Here is a 17,268-nt window from a genome sequence, read left to right as displayed (position 1 = left end):
CTTGAGGTGAGTTGCTCGCAAACTTGATTGAGTTGCTCGCAAAAGTTCTTGAGTTTCCCCTAAATTTGCATGGGTTCTCCGCAAAGCTCTTTTTCTTTATCGCATTCCGCAGAGCGGATGCTTGGCAGCCGTCTTTTGACTTTGATCTTCTGAACTGATGAATTCACCCAACTTGCTGACGAAATCACCCCCGAAGCACTTCAAAATCACCCCCACCCCCTGCGAAATCAACCCATTCCCTTCTGAAATCAACCTCCACCCATAAAAAAAGGAACCGCCGCGTGGCAGTTCCTTCATTTATTTGCTTAACGGCTCGTCGCCATCAATTTATAGACTTCTGCAGCCATTGCTGCGACGTAATCGCTGCCGCCGTTGTCTTCGACGTTTTCAACCATCATCGCTAAGATGAATTTCGGATCTTTCGTGTTGAAAGAAACGAAGAATCCATTTTCTTTGCCGCGTGCTTCGCCGGCCGCTTTCAATTCGGCGGTGCCGGTTTTGCCGGCAAGCGGGATGTTGTCGAGATTCGCTGACTGTGCGTAGCCATCGACTACGACATTGCGCATCGCTGTGCGAAGCGTTGCCGCCGTCTCTGGACTCATCAAATCTTTTTTCCAAACTTGCGCATCTTCTTCATCGAAGAGGAGCGTCGGCTTCAACATGGTGCCGTCCGTCACGAACGGTTCATACATCATTGCAAGATGCAGAATGTTTGCGAGCATCTGGCCTTGCCCGAACGAAGTATCCGCTAGCTGTCCTTCTGAACCGATGCTGCCGTCATTGGAAATTTGCGAAGGTGTCAATTCCATCGCTTCCAATGGCACGGTTTCCCCGAAGCCGAATTTCTTCAAGCCTTCAGTAAACGTTTCACGCCCCATTTTAAGGGCTTGCTGCGCGTAGTAAATATTGTCCGAGTAAACCAAGGATTTATTCAAATCAATCGGGTTTGGCACATCCGGGTGAAGGCGCGAAACCCGGTAAGAACCCCATGACTCTTCTTTTTGCCATGTCTGGCCGTTGATCGTCAAGCCTTCTTCCGGCTTCAACGTTCCCCGCTTCCATGCCAATCGCCGCCGTGATCGGTTTCATCGTCGAACCCGGTGCATAGCTTTGGGCAAAGCGGTTGAAGAGCGGTTTTTCGCATCCTCTTCTAATGCTTTATAGCGGGCGCCGCTTATGCCGGTGACAAATTCGTTCGGGTCATAGGCGGGCGAACTGATAAGTGCCAGCACTTCTCCCGTTTTTGGATCGACTGAAGCGGCTGAGCCCGTTTCGCCCTTCATGGAATCGTAGGCCACTTTTTGAAGCGAAGCGTTAATCGTCAGCTTCACCGTCTCGCCTTCTACCGGTTCCTGTTCCGCAATAATGACCGGCTCTGCGTTTTCCTGCGGTTTCTTGATGTAAATCTGCATGCCGTCCGTTCCGCGCAGGCGATCTTCAAGCAAACTTTCCAAGCCGCGGCGGCCGATCTGATCAGTTTCGGTATAGCCTTTGTCTTTCAGCTCTTCTAACTGCTCCGCTGAGATGGCGCCCGTATAGCCGGTAAGATGCGCCATTGCCGGACCGTATGGATATTCGCGCATTTCAATCGTGCGCGCCCCTATTCCCGGAATCGCGACCAATTTATCGATCAAAGCGCCATTCGTTGCGGCGGTTTTGCCGATTGGCACGAATAATTCAGGTTTGACCCATGACTGGTTCAATTCCGCATCAATTGCTTCGACGGTTGTTCCGAGCAGTTTAGCGATTTCCGTTTTCTTCGACGGATCCGTTAATTTCTCCGGCACGATGCCGATGCTGTAGCCGGTACCGTTTTTCGCCAGCACTAAGCCGTCGCGGTCCACAATTTCACCGCGGTATGCCGGAATCCGGGTAAAGCCGATTTCATCATCAGGCTCAAGCTCTGGAAAGATGAACGACTGGTCCCATTCCACGAACCACCCCTCTTCGTCGCCCCGTGTTTCATTTAACAGCGTGATCGTTTTATCAAATTCTACTGGACCCGCCATCGTTTCCATTTTCACATGGATCGGGAAGTCCGCTGGTTTTTCAGGATCCCACTCGGCATCTTCTGCCGGTTTTTCGTAGGTGACTTCCATCTTATCTATGCCAAGGTCCTCTTGGAGCTTTTCTTGCCGGCCGACAAATTCTTCCGCTGGAAAAGCTTCTTTCGTTCCGGCATTTAAATAATCGTTATACATATCGGCGAATTCGCCTTTGTTCCAATGGCTTATGTATTCGGCCAATCGCTCTTCCGGCGTCGTTTTTTCCTGGCAGCCCGCAAGCACGGCTATGAGGAATAAAACCAAGAAGCCGAACAAGATTTTCTTCATATTGAACCTCCTAACAAATTCTTTTCTTTATATTACCAATATTTCTATAAGAAGAAAACAAAACCCGACAGCCTTTGAAAAAGGATGTCGGGCAAGTATCATTTCGCTAATTTATAGACACGTGCTTCGTAAGGGAGCAATTGTTGCGGTTCAATATGAGAATAGTTCGCAAGCAGCAAGTTTGCGTCTTCCGGCTCATCCCATAGGCAAGCATGCTGGCCGAGGTTTGAAACGACGAGCACTTTATCGTTCTCATCTTCCCGGAGATACGCATAAACCGATTCATGGCCGAGCTCGACAAGCTCGTAGCTGCCGTATACCAGCACGTCCATATGCTTGCGCATCCAGATCATCTGTTTATAGAATGAAAGGATGGAGCGCGGATCTTGCTGCTGCGCTTCCACGTTCAGCCAATCGTAGTTCGGATTGACGCCGATCCACGGAAGAGCGGTCGAGAATCCGGCATGGCCGCTTGCATTCCATTGCATCGGTGTGCGGGAATGATCGCGGCTTGTCGCTTTGATCAAGGTCATGACAGAATCGTGGTCCATGCCGTTTGCGCGGTTATAGAAATAAAGATTATGGGTTTTCACATCGTTATAATGTTCGATTTCATTGAACGGCGCATTGGTCATGCCGATTTCCTGGCCTTGGTAGATGAACGGCGTCCCTTGCATGAAGAAATACATGCACGCGAGAGCCGTCGCACTTTCGCGCCAGTAGTCCTTGTCATTGCCCCAAGTCGAGACGATGCGCCGGCGGTCGTGGTTTTCAATGAACAGCGCATTCCAGCCGATGCCTTCTACGCCTTTTTGCCAGCGTGTCAGCACTTCTTTCACGCCGCGCACATTGATGCCATTTTCAAGTTCGGTGTTCCAAAGGCCCATATCTTCAAACTGGAAGACCATATTGAATTTGCCGTCTTCTTCGCTGACCCATTCTTCGATATCCTTCGCTTGTACGCCATTCGCTTCCCCGACGGTCATGATGTCGTATTTTGCAAAAGTCTCATCGCGGAGTTCCGCAAGCAGCGGCTGGATGCCGTTGACATTCATCATCTTTTCCCAAGCCGGCACATATTCTTTGCCTTCTGCATTCGGCATATTGGTGAAGTCTTTTTTGATGTGGCTGATGGCATCTACACGATACCCGTCAACACCTTTATCGAGCCACCAATTGACCATATCGAATAAAGCTCTTCGGACTTCCGGGTTTTCCCAGTTTAAATCCGGCTGTTTTTTCGAGAAAAGGTGCAAATAATATTGCCCTGTCCCTTCATCAAATTCCCAGGCCGGACCGCCAAAAATGCTTTCCCAGTTTGTCGGTTCGTCGCGCCAGATGTACCAGTCGCGTTTCGGATTGTCTTTCGACGACCGCGATTCGGTAAACCAAGGATGCTCATCGCTCGTATGGTTGATGACCAAATCGATGATCAGCTTCATGCCGCGTGCATGCACTTCTTCAAGCAAGCGGTCGAAATCTTCCATCGTCCCGAATTCTTCCAAAACGTCCTGGTAGTCGCTGATGTCGTAGCCGTTATCGTCGTTCGGCGATTTGTACATCGGACAAATCCAGATCACATCGATGCCCAAGTCTTTCAAATAATCCAATTTGCTTGTGATGCCGTTCAGATCTCCGATGCCATCGCCGTTTGAGTCCATAAAACTCCGCGGATACACTTGGTATGCGACTGCTTCTTTCCACCATTTCTTATTCATAATTAAATCCCTTTCAAAGACTTTGGCACGATCCGCGTTCAATCAACCGCGACGAGACGACGACTTGTTTCGCAGGTGCTGTCTTGTCCATTATTTTTTCTATGGCTAAATTCGCCGCTTCAAGCCCCAAGTCGTAAATGGAAATGTCGACGGAACTGAGCGGCGGCTTTAAATGTTCCGATAATGTATGATTATTGAACCCAATAATCGATACATCGCCAGGCACATTGATTTCAAGGTCCTCCAAATAGCCGATCACTTCGTAGGCCACCAAATCATCATGCGTGACGATTGCTGTCGGCGGCTCGGAAAGCTTCATTAACTGGAGAATCGCTTTTGGTCCGTGGCCTTGCATCATTTCCTGTGTGACGATGTACTGAGAGTCAAATTCCAATGCATGTGCGGCTAGCGCTTGTTTATAGCCTTCCAAACGGTCAATAGAAACGACAAAATCGTTTTCGCCAGCGACAAAAGCGATGCGCTTATGCCCGAGTCCGATAAAATATTCGACCACATCGCTGGCGTTTTTGACGTTGTCGTTATCAACGTATGAAATCTGATGCGCATTTTTATAAGGGCGGCCGACCATGGAAAAAGGCAAGCCGCTATTGTTCAAATACTCCATGACTTTGTCGCCGATGCGCGAATAAAGCAAGATGATGCCATCCACTTTTTTGCCTTGCGCCATCGCTTTCACTTCTTCCAGAACTTCCTGTTCGGTTGCGCCTGTCGACAGATAAAGGCCGAATTGGCTATTGTGCGCGCTGACCGAAATTCCTCGGAGAACTTCCGGAAAAAAAGGATTCTGAAAAGCCAGTGTAGCAGAGTTCGCCATAATAACGCCAAGGGTTTGACTCCGTTGGGCCACTAAATTTCGGGCTTGGAAATTCGGAAAATATCCGAGCTCTTCCATCGCTTCCCTTACTTTCTTTTTCGTTTTTTCGCTGATGCGCGGATTGTCCGCAATGACCCGTGAAACCGTGGCCGGTGACACCGCCGCGCGCTTTGCTACATCCTTAATCGTAATCGCCATGACCGCACCTCCTTATTTCACCGCTCCATCTGATACCCCTTTGATGATCGACCGCTGGGCGAAGAAATAGAAGATGATGACAGGCACGATTGCCAAGGTCAAACCAGCCATTGCCAAATGCCATTGCTTCGTATATTCACCGAAGAAGAAGAACATCTTAAGCGGAATCGTCTCGCTGCCTGGCGTATTGATGACCAGGGAAGGCAAGAGGTAATCGTTCCAAATCCAGATGATGTTGAGGATTGCGACCGTTACCGTGATCGGCTTTAAAATCGGGAAGATGATAAACCAGAACACCTGGAAGCGGTTCGCTCCGTCAATCGTCGCTGCTTCATCCAATGATTTCGGGATATTGTTCAATGCCCCGTGATAAAGGAAGATTGAAAGACTTGCCCCAAATCCAATATACATGAAAATCAATCCGCCCTGGTTCAGCATTTCAAATCGTCCAAATACCGTCACAAGTGGAATCATCACCGATTGGAACGGAATCAGCATCGCTGCTACAAAGGTGAAGAAAAGAATGGTGCTGATTTTGCTTTTCACGCGGACAGTGCATATGCCGCCATTGCTGAAAAGATGATGATCAAGACCACACTCGAAATCGTGATAAGCAAGGAGTTGAATAAAGTCCGGAGAAAATCGAGTTCCTGGAACGCCTCTATGTAATTGTCCAGATTCCACGATTCCGGCAAACTGATCGTATTGGTGAAGATTTCCCGTTTCGATTTGAACGAGTTGACGATCATCAAGTAAAATGGCGCCAGCCAAATCAAAGCGAGGAAAATCCCGAGGATCTCTAATTTGTAATTTCTTTTTTTGCGCATTACATTTCGACCTCCTTGCGTTTATTGAAATAAACTTGCAGGAGAGCGATAATCGCGACGATGATGAAGAACACGACCGCTTTCGCTTGCGCAAAAGCAAAATCATTTTGTGTAAACGCCGTTTTGAAGATTTCCATTGCGACCATTTCCGTTGAGTTGAACGGTCCGCCGCCAGTCAGCGACAAGTTTTGGTCGTATAGCTTGAACGCATTTGATAAGGTCAGGAACATGCTGACAGTAAAACCCGGTGCAACCAGCGGGAACACGATAAAGCGGAAGCGCTGGACTGTCGAAGCTCCGTCAATTTCTGACGCCTCAAGCAATTCTTTTGGCATCCCTTCCAAGTAAGCGATGTAGATGACCATGATGTAGCCGGCCATTTGCCAGCTCATCAAAATGACCAGTCCCCAAAATCCGGTTTCGGTTGTTGAAAGCCAGCCTTGCAGGCTTTCCATGCCGATCATTTCACCGACGCTCGCAAATACTTTAATGAAGATAAACTGCCAGATGAATCCGAGGATCAAGCCGCCGATCAAGTTCGGCATGAAGAAAATCGTCCGCAGCAATTTGCTGGTCTTTAAGTATGAAGTGACAAGCAACGCAAGCGACAAGCCAATGACATTGATCAAAATGACGGAGACAATCGAGAATTTCGTTGTAAACCAGAGCGCATCCATGAAACGCTCGTCTTTGAACAAATCGATGTAATTCTGAAGTCCGACAAAATCACCTGTGACAATGCCGTTCCAAGAAGTGAATGAATAATAGACGCCCAATAGCATCGGCACGACAACCACTAAGAATAGAGCAATCAACACCGGAGCCAGGAACAGCCAGTAGGAAATATCTTTTGTGCGCATTTTGGTCAGCACATCCTTTCATTGGAGAAAACCGGTAAAGAGAAAGCAAAGCAGCACGTAGGCTGCTTTGCTCGGTTGGCCAGTTGGGCAGAAGCGCCAACTGAGTTATTTGCTGCGTTCAGTTTCCCAAGCTTCTTTAGCAGAATCCACGACTTCTTCCCAGTCCGCTTCATCGCTCAAGTATTTCTGGATATTGGCGCCAAGAACATCTTCGCCCCATCCAGTTGGATAGCCCATGAATACCCAGCCGATCGTGTTGCCGGATTCAGCTGCTTCATAGATTGCTTTAGACATTGGATCTGTGATTTTTGTTGTATCGTAGCCTTCGTAAGCCGGGATGAATTTAAAGTCTTCGAGTACTGCTTTTTTCCCTGCATCTGAAGTGTACAGCCAGTTCAAGAAGTCTTTAGACGCTTCCACAACTTCGTCGTCCTGGTTCGAGTTTACGCCCCAGTACATTGGAACGCCGACTGGAAGTCCGCCTTCGTCGTAGCCATCAACCGGAATCGGCATCAAGCCAACGCCGCTGTCTGCAAGTTCCTGGTCGATGCCAGCGATTGAACCGTAAACCCAGTTTCCTTGCTGGATAATCGCGACACGCTCAAGCGAGAACAATTCTTCCACTTGCTGCGAATAGTCCAAGCTCACTGTCGGCTGTGCTGAATAATCGTTTTGCAGGTCTAAAATCTTTTTGAATGCATCTCCGTATTCGAATTCCACTTTTGGTGCATCGAATGCATCAAGTACATTGTGGTCAAATTCAGGTGCGATGAATGTATTGGACAAGTGAAGCCCTGTCACCCAAGCTTCTTTCCCTGGCAATGCGAATACCGCATCAAGCCCAAGCTCGTCTTTTTTCGAATCAAGCGTCTTCACTGCTTCTTCTAAACTAGCAAAATCCGTGATCGAAGCTGGATCGATTCCTGCTTCTTCAAACAAACGCGTATTGTAGATGAAACCGTAGCCTTCCTGGTTATAAGGCAAGCCAAGAACTTCGGATTCGACCGTAACCCCGTCAAGCGTTCCATCAAGCGCTGCGCCAGCTGCATCTGTGTCTGTCAGATCCGTTAAATTGTCTTTCCAATCCGCAACGTCCTGCGGTCCCCCGATATTGAAGATTGCCGGTTCGTTGCCTGAAGCGAAGCGAGAACGAAGTGCTGCGCCGTAATCTTCCCCGCCGCCGACAGTCGTGATATCGATGTTAACGTCCGGGTTTTCTTTTTCGTATAAAGCGACCACATCTTCAAACTGGTCTTTGAACTCAACTTTGAATTGGAAAATATCAACCGTGACTTTATCTTCGTCCGATGAGGAAGCGCCTTCCCCGTTTCCGCACGCTGCCAAAATCCCTGTCGTCAAAAGCAATGATGCAAGCAACCCTTTGCTGAACTTCAATTCCTTCATGTGTAAATCCCCCTTTGTTTTGGTTTGTGCAAACGATTGCACAAAGTGGCAAATAAAAAATGGAAACGAACTTTGTGAGCGCTTCCGTTATTGATTAAAAGAATCGTAACACAATGAAAACGTTTGCACAATATGCAAATTTAAAAATTTTTCATTGCGCTACGATTTTATTTCACGCTTGATCGAGCACTAATAATGCCGCTCCTAAAATGCCGGCTTCGTTTTCAAACTGGGCCACTTTCACTTCCAGCGGAGTTCAAAAGAAGCGGTTCCATATGCTTCATCAACGAATCCCACCAAAGGCCGGCTGATTCTGAAACGCCGCCGCCAATGACGACCACTTCCATATCCAGCATCGCCTGCATCGTACTGATGACGAGCGCCAAATCTTCCGTAAACCCTTCAACGACTGCCTCTGCCTCCGGATTGGTTGCCGCTTCAACGAATAGATCTTGAGGTGCAATATCAAGCCCCGCTTCTTTGATGCGCCGGCGAAGCCCCGTGCCGGACACGTATTGCTCGAAGCAGCCGTGGCGTCCGCAAGCACATAACGCACCGTGCGGATGAAGGATCATATGGCCGACTTCCGCTGCCCCTCCGTGCGGCCCGCCGCTCAATAGCTTGCCGTCCCAAATAACGCCGCCGCCAAGCCCCGTGCCGAGCGTCAAGCAAAGAACGCGGCTATAGCCTTTTGCAGCACCGAACTTCGCCTCAGCAAGCGCGGCACTATTCGCGTCATTTTCCACTTCGACCCGTCTGCCTGTCGCTTTTTCCATCTGCTCTTTTAAATTCGTGCCGGTCCAGCCAGGCAAAGTTTCAGCGGAATAAATGATGCGGCCTGCTTTCGGATCGACAAAGCCGTGCGTTCCGATGCCGATCGCATCGATTTCCGGATGCCGCGCCAGCATGCCGAGCACTTGCTGCTCCAAGTATTCGTATAGCGGGAATAGCGTCGGCACTTGCTCGTCCACTTCGACTTTCCCGGTTTCATCAATGACCCCCATGCGGATTTTCGTTCCGCCGATATCTACGCCCAATACTTTTCTCATAAATTCCTCCTGAATTCCGTCTGAATTAATTCCATCATACCTGATTTTCGGAAAGCGTCGATCCTTTTTTCAAAAACGCACAAGCTTCGTAAGGACGCAGAACCAGTTCGCCATTTTCTTCAAGCTGCTTGTAGTTGCCGATCAAACGCTCGCCTTCCGGTAAACCAACACGCCTCGTACTTTCCGAGAAGTTGCAGAACACGGTGAGCTTTTCTTCGCCCGCTTTCCGGTTGTAGGCGAACAGCTCCGGATCTTCCCGGTGCAGCAAAGTGAAATCGCCGTCCGTGATGATATCGAGCGTTTTGCGGAATGAAATCAGCGAACGGTAATAAGCATAAATGGACTCCTCATCGGTGATATGGTCCGCATTGATCTCCGGATAATTCGGATTTACTTGAAGCCACGGCGTCCCTGTTGTGAATCCTGCATTTGGTGCATCCGACCATTGCATCGGGGTACGGGCATTGTCGCGCCCTTTTACGTGGATGCTTTTCAAGATATCTTCTTCCGGCACGCCTTGTTCGCGTTTTTCCTTGTACATGTTCAGCGTTTCGATATCGCGGTAGTCGCCGATCGACTCAAATTGCACATTGGTCATGCCAAGTTCTTCGCCTTGGTAGATATACGGCGTCCCTTGCATGAAATGCAGGCAAGTGGCGAGCATCTTCGCTGATTCGATGCGGTACTTTCTGTCATTGCCAAAGCGCGAGACGACGCGCGGCTGGTCGTGGTTATTCCAGTACAGGCTGTTCCATCCTTCTTCATGCAGGGCTAGCTGCCATTTTTCCAGATTCTTTTTCAGGTCCGTCAGTTCAAGTGGCTTGAAATCCCATTTCTCGCCGGAATGCTGATCCAAGTTCATGTGTTCAAACGTGAAAATCATATTCAATTCTTTATTGTCCGCGGCGGTGTAGCGCTTGGCATCTTCCGTCGTGGCACCTGGCGTCTCGCCGACCGTGACGATGTCATAATGCGACAGCACTTGTTCATTCATTTCCTTCAGATAGCTATGGACATTCGGGCCGTTGAGGAAATACGGCTCGCTGTTGCCGTCAATCGCATCCGGAAACCTTTGGTCCTTTGAAATCATATTGATGACGTCCATGCGGAAACCGTCGATGCCTTTGTCGAGCCACCAGCGCATCATGCGGTACACTTCTTCGCGGACCACCGGATTGTCCCAGTTCAAATCAGGCTGCTTTTTGGAGAATAAATGCAGGTAATATTGTTCGCGGCGCTCATCGTATTCCCACGCCGGCCCGCTGAAAATCGACCGCCAATTATTCGGTTCGTCTCGCCATATGTAATATTCGGGATGATTCGTAAACCATTCATGTTCATCGGACGTGTGGTTGACGACCAAGTCCATGACGAGCTTCATGCCGCGCTGATGGACAGCTGCAAGAAGCTCTTCGAAATCTTCCATCGTTCCGAACTCTTCCATGATTTTCTGGTAGTCGCGGATGTCGTAGCCGTTGTCGTCATTCGGCGAATCGTAGATCGGCGACAGCCATAAAATGTCGACACCCAGCCCCGCTAAATAATCCAGCTTCTGATTGATCCCCTGTAAATCCCCGATTCCATCGCCGTTTGAATCCATAAAACTGCGCGGATAAATTTGATACACGACTGATTTCTTCCACCATTCTCCCATTCTATCCCTCTTCCCTTAAGTTTTCGTTATTCTATCATAATGCGCGAATAGTTTGGAATTGCGAATTTTGCAGGAGGATGAAATAAAAGCTTAGTGCGAAAAAAGATAGATGAAGCATTTTTATGTGTTAACCTAATTAAAAATTTAGTTGACTCAAATATTTTGCTTGATTATACTGAAAATAGATTTACCGGATTAAACCAAGTGCCAAAGGGAGATGGAAAGAAATTATGACGACAACGACAACATCGAGAACGGCTAATCATTCGAAAACTTTGCAATTAATCCATATCGCCATGTTCTCAGCACTGATGGCCATCGGGGCAAATATCTCAGCATTTCTAATTATCGGAGGGGTGCCGATCACGCTGCAGACATTCTTCGCCATTCTCGCCGGCATTCTGCTCGGCAGCCGCATGGGCGCCATTTCAATGATCGTCTACGCATTTATCGGATTGGCCGGCGTCCCTGTCTTTGCTGGATTTTCCGGCGGCATGGACACCTTGATATCGCCGACATTCGGCTTTATCGTATCATTCGTATTTGTCGCCTATATTGCCGGCATGGTCGTGAAGAAATTCCCGTCGCGCACGGGCTTTATCGCTGCTGCCTTAGTCGGCACAGCGGTGAATTATTTGATCGGCACGAACTGGATGTACGCAGCCTATAAATTGTGGTTCGCCGCTCCAGAAGGCTTTACGTATCAGCTTGCTTGGGCATGGATGGCCGTGCCGCTGCCAAAAGACCTCATCTTGGCTGTGCTTGCCGGCATTTTCGGCTTCCGCTTGCGTCCGATTGTGCAGCGATTCAAGTGAGATCGTTTATTTGCGTTCAGCTATTTCTTCCAAATAAACCCACACAAAAAGACCATTCGCATCGCCGCGAATGGTCTTTCCATTTTCATCATGTTCCGCAGAAGGTCTGATAAGGTGCATCGTCTTCCGGCGGCAATTTCGTGTATTCCTCTTGCTCTTCGCTGTAAGCGTAAGGATCGGCGAGCACGTCCAGCAACTTTTCCAACACGCTGTAATCGCCGTTTTGTACAGCGGCATCGAGCGCTTCTTCGACGCGGTGATTGCGCGGAATGATGGACGGATTGCTGCGGCGCATCAAGGCTTCTGATGCATCCGTCCCTTCTTCTTGGCAGGACAGCCGCGCTTGCCATTTCGCATGCCACGCTTTAAATTTAGGTGCTCCGAATAAACCCTCACCGCTTGTTTGGCCAAGCGTGAGCGAACGGAAAGTGTTCGTGTAATCGGCGCCGTTTTCATGCATCCAGGATAATAGCTCCCCGATCAACGCCTCATCTTCCGCTTCTTCTCCGAACATTCCAAGTTTTGCCCGCATGCCGTTCAACCAATGCGCATAATAGGATTCAATAAAATCTTTCAGTACGCCTTGTGCCAACTCGATCGCTTTCTCTTTGTCTTCATGCAGGAACGGCACGAGCGTTTCCGCAAACCGCGCCAAATTCCAGCCGGTGATTTGCGGCTGATTGCCGAACGCGTAGCGGGCTTGCTGGTCGATCGAGCTGAACACCGTTGCCGGATCGTATTCGTTCATGAACGCACACGGCCCGTAATCAATTGTTTCGCCGCTGATCGTCATATTGTCGGTGTTCATGACGCCGTGGATAAATCCGACAAGCTGCCATTTTGAAACGAGCTTCGCATGGCGTTCAGCCACTTCTTTGAAAAACGTCAAATACCGATCTTTGCCCGATTCAATATGCGGATAATGGCGCTCGACAGCGTAGTCGGCAAGCTGCTTGAATTCTTCCAGGTTGCCGCGGCTTGCCGCGTATTGAAACGTTCCAAAACGCAGATGGCTTGCTGCTATGCGCGTCAAAATCGCACCCGGCAAACGGGTTTCACGGCGAATTTCTTCTCCTGTTGAAACGACGGCGAGACTCCGTGTTGTCGGGATGCCAAGCGCATGCATCGATTCGCTGATGATGTATTCACGAAGCATCGGACCGAGCGCGGCACGGCCATCGCCGCCTCTTGAATACGGCGTACGCCCTGCGCCTTTCAATTGGATATCAAAACGGCGGCCGTTCGGTGTAAGCTGTTCCCCGAGCAGTACCGCACGCCCGTCGCCGAGCATCGTCAAATTGCCGAATTGATGGCCTGCGTAAGCCTGGGCAAGCGGCGCAGCGCCTTCCGGAATTTCATTGCCGGCGAAAATTGCGGTTCCTTCTTCTGTTTGCAGCATTTCTCCATCTAATCCAAGCTCTTCTGCCAAGGGTGTATTGAACAAAACCAGTTCCGGCGCTGCGACCGGATGCGGCTTCAGTTTCGTGAAAAAAGCTTGCGGCAGACGAGCATAGCTATTGTCAAAATTCCAGCCAGTTCGAGTCCGTTCGGTTCGCTTCGTCATCAGATCTCCCTTTCTTTCTCAAGCCCAAAGGAGGCTTTTTTTGTTGTTCTTCTACTATACCCCTTTTGCCCGCTGATGACGCTTTTCACGCTTACATTAAGCTCCCAAAAACTCACGGATGACCTGCACAAACCGCTCCGGTTCCTCAACGCTTGGCGCATGGCCGGATTCCTCGAACTCCACAAAGCGCGAATTGGCAATAAACGAAGCGATTTTCTTTCCCGCGCTCAGGCGGATTCAAACCATCATAGCGTCCGCTGATAATCAAGGTTTCCGCTGCAACAGTGGGAAGCGAAGCCCGGAAATCAAAGCCTTCGAGTGCTTTATTCGCGGCAGCTTGTTCGGTCAATGACAGCGGCTTTTCCAGTTTCGCAAGATCTGCTTGCCATCTGCCGACCGCTTTTAAATTGTGGAACATGTATTTCGATAAGTGAGCCATCGTTTCAAGTTCATCCATGCCGTCAATTTCGTCTTGGTAGCGCTCGATCAATTCCTGGGTCGAAGAAGTTTTGCCGTTCGATTTGGAAACGACCAAGATGAGTTTTTGGACACGTTCCGGATGCGCAAGCACAAATCCTTGGGCGATGTAGCTGCCCATCGAGACGCCGAGAATAAGCGCCTTGTCGATTTTCAGCTCATCCAATAAGGCACGCAGATCTTCAACATGGTCATTCAAGGTATATTTTGCCGGCTTGCCCGACTGGCCATGCCCTCTCGCGTCGTAGGCAATGACGCGGAACGACGAGTTGAACTGTTCCATTTCCTCTTTGAACATGGCGTGGCTTGAGCCGAGGCCGTGGATCAAGACGAGCGGTTCGCCTTGCCCCGTTTCTTCGTAAACCAAATCCAAGCCGTTGACTGTAATTTTTGGCATCTTGTTTCCTCCTCTTTTTCAATCTAACGTTCTATACCCGAAAAACAGGCAACTCGGCATGATTTTTTTCGTCTTTAACTCCAAAGCCATTCCTTGGAAAAGAGGTGCCGTGATGAAGAATTTCCTGCGCTTCGGTTATTTGCAGGCGCTGTCCTGTGTGTTTCCCGTTATCATTTTCGGTGCACTGGCGCTGTCCAAATGGATCGATATCCCCTATGTGCCGCGCTATGATTTTATTCTGCTCGTGTGCATTGGCGCCCAAGTTTTCATGCTCGTTTCCAAACTGGAGACGATCGATGAATTCAAAGTAATCTGTGTGTTCCACGTGATCGGCCTCGCCCTGGAAATTTTCAAAGTCCATATGGGTTCCTGGGCGTATCCGGAAGAGGCCTACAGCAAGGTTTTCGGTGTTCCCCTTTACAGCGGATTCATGTACGCCAGCGTCGCGAGCTATATTTGCCAAGCGTGGCGGCGGATGGATCTCCATATATACGGCTGGCCCACGCCTTTCTATACGGTCACCATCAGCGGGTTGATCTATCTGAATTTCTTCACCCACCATTTCACTTACGATATCCGTTGGGTTTTGAAAGCTTTGCTGCTTTTCATATTCCTCCGGACATTTGTGACTTTTCAGGTGAATAAAACCGTCTATAAAATGCCGATGATTCTGTCGTTTCTGCTAATCGGCTTTTTCATTTGGATTGCTGAGAACATTACGACTTTCCTCGGTGCTTGGCAATATCCGGATCAACAAGCCGCTTGGTCGCTCGTCCATATCGGCAAAATCAGTTCGTGGTTCTTGCTGGTGATCATCTCCATCATCATTGTGGCGCAATTGAAGGGGTAAAATCTTCTATGCAATTGCCACGGGAAACTAAAGGCGTGCATTGGAGATATAAGAAAATCTTATAGACTTCCTTCTTATCTTCCGAATTCACTTATCTTATTGGTAGAGGTAGGATGATGGAAAAGGAGGCGATCGGAATGGAAATTGAGTTTCGGAATGCACGGTTAGAGGATGTGGAAAAGATTGTTGAGATGCTCGCAGATGACAAGCTTGGCAGCGAGCGTGAGCGCTTTGAATCCCCTTTGCCTAAGAGTTACTACGATGCATTTTCAGCGATTGACAGCGATCCGAATAATGAATTGATCCTTGCTTGTCTAGACGAAGAAATTGTCGGCGTCCAGCAAGTGACGTTCACCCCTTACCTCACGTATCAAGGCGGTTGGCGCGCCACGATCGAGGGCGTCCGGACGGCGTCATCTGTCCGGGGACAAGGCATCGGCAGCCAATTGATCGGCTACGCCATTAGACGCGCTAAAACGCGCGGCTGCCATCTTGTCCAGCTGACAACCGATAAAAAACGTCCGGAAGCGCTGCATTTTTATGAACAGCTCAGTTTTTCCGCGACGCACGAAGGCATGAAGTTGAAGCTTTGACGAAGACTTGGCGCAAGCGTTCTGCCGCTTGCGCTGAGTTTTTATTTTGCGCCCAACTCATCCCACGAAAAAAAGCATCCCGGCACAGGATGCTCTCTTCTCACTTATTTCGTTTGCGGTTCAAGTTTTTTCTTTTTCTGGTTGATCTCCGCCAACGCTTTGTCGATTGTGTCGTACTCGAATTCGAAGCCCGCTTTTTGGAGTTTCTCCGGCAGCACCCAGCGGCTCTTCAAAATCAGTTCCGTCTCCGTGCCGATTACCACAGCGCCTGTGCTTAAGATAAACTTCGGCGCCGGCAGCCCGATTCGGCGGTTCATCGATTTCCGCATTTGCTCCATCAATTCACGGTTCGTTACAGGATACGGCGTCGCCGCGTTGACCGGCCCTTCGATTTCCGCGTGCTGTTGAAGGAAAACCAGCATCCGGTATAAATCTTCGATATGGATCCAGCTGAACATTTGCTTGCCCGGCCCTTGCTTGCCGCCCAGTCCAAAACGCACCATGTTCTTGTAAGGTCCCATCACGCCCCCGTCCGCTCCAAGGACAATTGAAATCCGGAGCGCCACTTGGCGGGTTTGGTTTAAACGGAAATCAAAAAAAGCCTGTTCCCATGCTTTGCCGACTTCTACCGAAAACCCTTCGCCAATTTCGCCGTCGTCTTCTGTCATTGGACGATCTTCCGCATGGCGATAAATCGTTGCCGTACTTGCATTGATCCAAAGCGGCGGCGGATTTTCACAAGCTGCAACCGCATTTCCGAGGAGCTTTGTCGTTTTGATGCGCGAATCCATGATCTGTTTTTTGTTTTTGGCATTGTAGCGGCAATTGACGGACTTGCCAGCTAAATTGACGACCAATTCCGCCCCTTCAAGCGCTGCAACGATTCCCCGGTGGTCGTTCCATAAAATCTGGTTCGATTGCCTCGAGATGATATGCACTTCGTAGCCCTGCTCTTTAAACCGTTTTTCCAGGTATTGGCCAATAAATCCAGTGCCTCCAGCTAATACAACTTTCTTTCCCATGCCATGACCCCGTTTCCATTATCTTCTTACTTTAGTAGACGATAGTTGCCGTATTAATGATTCCTATTATACCCTAATCACCCATACTTTTTTTGATGCTCTTTTTTGCGTTTCAAGTAATCTTCATCTTCCCGGATTTCATCCCAGCGTTTTTTGAAAATCGCAGCCGATTCCGCTTTTTCCGGGTCGATCTGCCGTTCCTTGATGCTGCCGTCTTCGTTGTATTTCCGGCCACCTTTGTAGTTGGTATAGCGGCGTGCACGCGTATAGCCCATCTGGATGAATTTCCGTGCCATGTCCATGCCGACAAAATCATCTTTTTCCCGGTACTCTTCGAACATCTCCGAAATCTTGTCGCATGATTCCTGGGCAATCGCCGGCGTCTTGAATCGCCAATGCGGCAAAATTTCATTTTTATAAGGCTGGACGAGCAGCACTCCTTGTTCGCCTTTTCCGACGCGATAGAGTTCCGGGTGCTTGCGGAGGTCTAAATTTTCGTAATCCAAATCGTAATCGAACGCCATATGTTTCCCACTCCTTTATTTCCTTTTCCTCTTTCGGATTCCATACCCTCTCAAGCTGTGAAAAATGCAGAGAATCAAAAGAGTCCAAGAAGAAATAGATGCGAAAATAAAAAACTCACCGCCATCATTACTGAAGGCAGTGAGCGGA

Annotated in this window: 14 protein-coding genes and 3 pseudogenes; 3 read left to right on the top strand and 14 right to left on the bottom strand. The window is 49.1% G+C overall.

The window, feature by feature from the left end; all coding sequences use genetic code 11:
- Window positions 1-305: 305 nt before the first annotated feature.
- The 10 genes and pseudogenes from L0M13_RS03335 to L0M13_RS03295 form a co-directional block, all read right to left on the bottom strand.
- Window positions 306-1,067 (bottom strand): penicillin-binding transpeptidase domain-containing protein, encoded by a 762-nt coding sequence (locus tag L0M13_RS03335; RefSeq protein WP_260107725.1) that lies wholly within the window; start codon window positions 1,065-1,067, stop codon window positions 306-308.
- Window positions 1,068-1,098: 31 nt separating this feature from the next.
- A pseudogene (locus L0M13_RS18310) lies at window positions 1,099-1,155 on the bottom strand (hypothetical protein); the annotation flags it as partial.
- Between the two features lie 236 nt (window positions 1,156-1,391).
- Window positions 1,392-2,333: pseudogene (locus L0M13_RS03330) on the bottom strand (NTF2-like N-terminal transpeptidase domain-containing protein); the annotation flags it as partial.
- A 98-nt stretch (window positions 2,334-2,431) separates the two neighbouring features.
- The gene (locus L0M13_RS03325) at window positions 2,432-4,051 is read right to left on the bottom strand and encodes a glycoside hydrolase family 13 protein (protein WP_235198285.1); all 1,620 of its coding nucleotides are present in this window, start codon (window positions 4,049-4,051) and stop codon (window positions 2,432-2,434) included.
- Between the two features lie 13 nt (window positions 4,052-4,064).
- Window positions 4,065-5,084 carry a LacI family DNA-binding transcriptional regulator gene (locus L0M13_RS03320; protein ID WP_235198284.1) on the bottom strand — a complete coding sequence of 340 codons (1,020 nt, stop codon included), beginning with the start codon at window positions 5,082-5,084 and terminating at the stop codon, window positions 4,065-4,067.
- A gap of 12 nt (window positions 5,085-5,096) precedes the next feature.
- A pseudogene (locus L0M13_RS03315) lies at window positions 5,097-5,911 on the bottom strand (carbohydrate ABC transporter permease).
- Window positions 5,911-6,771 carry a carbohydrate ABC transporter permease gene (locus L0M13_RS03310; RefSeq protein ID WP_235198283.1) on the bottom strand — a complete coding sequence of 287 codons (861 nt, stop codon included), beginning with the start codon at window positions 6,769-6,771 and terminating at the stop codon, window positions 5,911-5,913. The pseudogene L0M13_RS03315 and the gene L0M13_RS03310 overlap by 1 nt, the downstream one beginning before the upstream one ends.
- Before the next feature lie 105 nt (window positions 6,772-6,876).
- Window positions 6,877-8,175: an ABC transporter substrate-binding protein gene (locus L0M13_RS03305; protein ID WP_235198282.1), complete on the bottom strand. Its 1,299-nt coding sequence runs from the start codon at window positions 8,173-8,175 to the stop codon at window positions 6,877-6,879.
- A 224-nt stretch (window positions 8,176-8,399) separates the two neighbouring features.
- On the bottom strand, window positions 8,400-9,224 hold the full coding sequence (locus tag L0M13_RS03300; RefSeq protein ID WP_311195620.1) for an ROK family protein: 825 nt from the start codon (window positions 9,222-9,224) through the stop codon (window positions 8,400-8,402).
- Window positions 9,225-9,258: 34 nt separating this feature from the next.
- On the bottom strand, window positions 9,259-10,878 hold the full coding sequence (locus L0M13_RS03295; RefSeq protein WP_235198281.1) for a glycoside hydrolase family 13 protein: 1,620 nt from the start codon (window positions 10,876-10,878) through the stop codon (window positions 9,259-9,261).
- A 230-nt stretch (window positions 10,879-11,108) separates the two neighbouring features.
- On the opposite strand from L0M13_RS03295, the gene L0M13_RS03290 reads away from it, so the two are divergent.
- Window positions 11,109-11,693 carry a biotin transporter BioY gene (locus L0M13_RS03290; protein WP_235198280.1) on the top strand — a complete coding sequence of 195 codons (585 nt, stop codon included), beginning with the start codon at window positions 11,109-11,111 and terminating at the stop codon, window positions 11,691-11,693.
- An 88-nt stretch (window positions 11,694-11,781) separates the two neighbouring features.
- Here the strand turns inward: L0M13_RS03290 and L0M13_RS03285 are convergent, their stop codons facing one another.
- Window positions 11,782-13,257 carry a protein adenylyltransferase SelO gene (locus tag L0M13_RS03285; RefSeq protein ID WP_235198279.1) on the bottom strand — a complete coding sequence of 492 codons (1,476 nt, stop codon included), beginning with the start codon at window positions 13,255-13,257 and terminating at the stop codon, window positions 11,782-11,784.
- Window positions 13,258-13,402: 145 nt separating this feature from the next.
- Window positions 13,403-14,131, bottom strand: a complete 729-nt coding sequence (locus L0M13_RS03280; RefSeq protein ID WP_235198278.1) for an alpha/beta fold hydrolase — start codon at window positions 14,129-14,131, stop codon at window positions 13,403-13,405.
- 112 nt (window positions 14,132-14,243) lie between these two features.
- On the opposite strand from L0M13_RS03280, the gene L0M13_RS03275 reads away from it, so the two are divergent.
- Window positions 14,244-14,981, top strand: coding sequence for a DUF817 domain-containing protein (locus L0M13_RS03275; RefSeq protein ID WP_235198277.1), 738 nt, complete (start codon window positions 14,244-14,246; stop codon window positions 14,979-14,981).
- 137 nt (window positions 14,982-15,118) lie between these two features.
- Window positions 15,119-15,574: a GNAT family N-acetyltransferase gene (locus L0M13_RS03270; protein ID WP_235198276.1), complete on the top strand. Its 456-nt coding sequence runs from the start codon at window positions 15,119-15,121 to the stop codon at window positions 15,572-15,574.
- A 104-nt stretch (window positions 15,575-15,678) separates the two neighbouring features.
- Here the strand turns inward: L0M13_RS03270 and L0M13_RS03265 are convergent, their stop codons facing one another.
- Together L0M13_RS03265 and L0M13_RS03260 are read right to left on the bottom strand one after the other, a co-directional pair.
- The gene (locus L0M13_RS03265) at window positions 15,679-16,596 is read right to left on the bottom strand and encodes a TIGR01777 family oxidoreductase (RefSeq protein ID WP_235198275.1); all 918 of its coding nucleotides are present in this window, start codon (window positions 16,594-16,596) and stop codon (window positions 15,679-15,681) included.
- 77 nt (window positions 16,597-16,673) lie between these two features.
- Window positions 16,674-17,120, bottom strand: a complete 447-nt coding sequence (locus L0M13_RS03260) for a DUF4385 domain-containing protein (protein WP_235198274.1) — start codon at window positions 17,118-17,120, stop codon at window positions 16,674-16,676.
- Window positions 17,121-17,268: the final 148 nt, after the last annotated feature.

Origin of the sequence: Planococcus sp. 107-1 (assembly GCF_021513255.1) — a bacterium.
Taxonomy (GTDB): Bacteria; Bacillota; Bacilli; order Bacillales_A; family Planococcaceae; genus Planococcus.
The sequence above is the reverse complement of the archived record's forward strand: the minus strand, read 5'-3'. Positions and strand labels throughout refer to the sequence as shown.

What these genes read in the sequence shown, in the direction of transcription:
- L0M13_RS03325 (WP_235198285.1), bottom strand. Translation starts at nt 4,051, where the DNA reads ATGAATAAGAAATGGTGGAAAGAAGCAGTCGCATACCAAGTGTATCCG.
- L0M13_RS03320 (WP_235198284.1), bottom strand. Translation starts at nt 5,084, where the DNA reads ATGGCGATTACGATTAAGGATGTAGCAAAGCGCGCGGCGGTGTCACCG.
- L0M13_RS03310 (WP_235198283.1), bottom strand. Translation starts at nt 6,771, where the DNA reads ATGCGCACAAAAGATATTTCCTACTGGCTGTTCCTGGCTCCGGTGTTG.
- L0M13_RS03305 (WP_235198282.1), bottom strand. Translation starts at nt 8,175, where the DNA reads ATGAAGGAATTGAAGTTCAGCAAAGGGTTGCTTGCATCATTGCTTTTG.
- L0M13_RS03300 (WP_311195620.1), bottom strand. Translation starts at nt 9,224, where the DNA reads ATGAGAAAAGTATTGGGCGTAGATATCGGCGGAACGAAAATCCGCATG.
- L0M13_RS03295 (WP_235198281.1), bottom strand. Translation starts at nt 10,878, where the DNA reads ATGGGAGAATGGTGGAAGAAATCAGTCGTGTATCAAATTTATCCGCGC.
- L0M13_RS03290 (WP_235198280.1), top strand. Translation starts at nt 11,109, where the DNA reads ATGACGACAACGACAACATCGAGAACGGCTAATCATTCGAAAACTTTG.
- L0M13_RS03285 (WP_235198279.1), bottom strand. Translation starts at nt 13,257, where the DNA reads ATGACGAAGCGAACCGAACGGACTCGAACTGGCTGGAATTTTGACAAT.
- L0M13_RS03280 (WP_235198278.1), bottom strand. Translation starts at nt 14,131, where the DNA reads ATGCCAAAAATTACAGTCAACGGCTTGGATTTGGTTTACGAAGAAACG.
- L0M13_RS03275 (WP_235198277.1), top strand. Translation starts at nt 14,244, where the DNA reads ATGAAGAATTTCCTGCGCTTCGGTTATTTGCAGGCGCTGTCCTGTGTG.
- L0M13_RS03270 (WP_235198276.1), top strand. Translation starts at nt 15,119, where the DNA reads ATGGAAATTGAGTTTCGGAATGCACGGTTAGAGGATGTGGAAAAGATT.
- L0M13_RS03265 (WP_235198275.1), bottom strand. Translation starts at nt 16,596, where the DNA reads ATGGGAAAGAAAGTTGTATTAGCTGGAGGCACTGGATTTATTGGCCAA.
- L0M13_RS03260 (WP_235198274.1), bottom strand. Translation starts at nt 17,120, where the DNA reads ATGGCGTTCGATTACGATTTGGATTACGAAAATTTAGACCTCCGCAAG.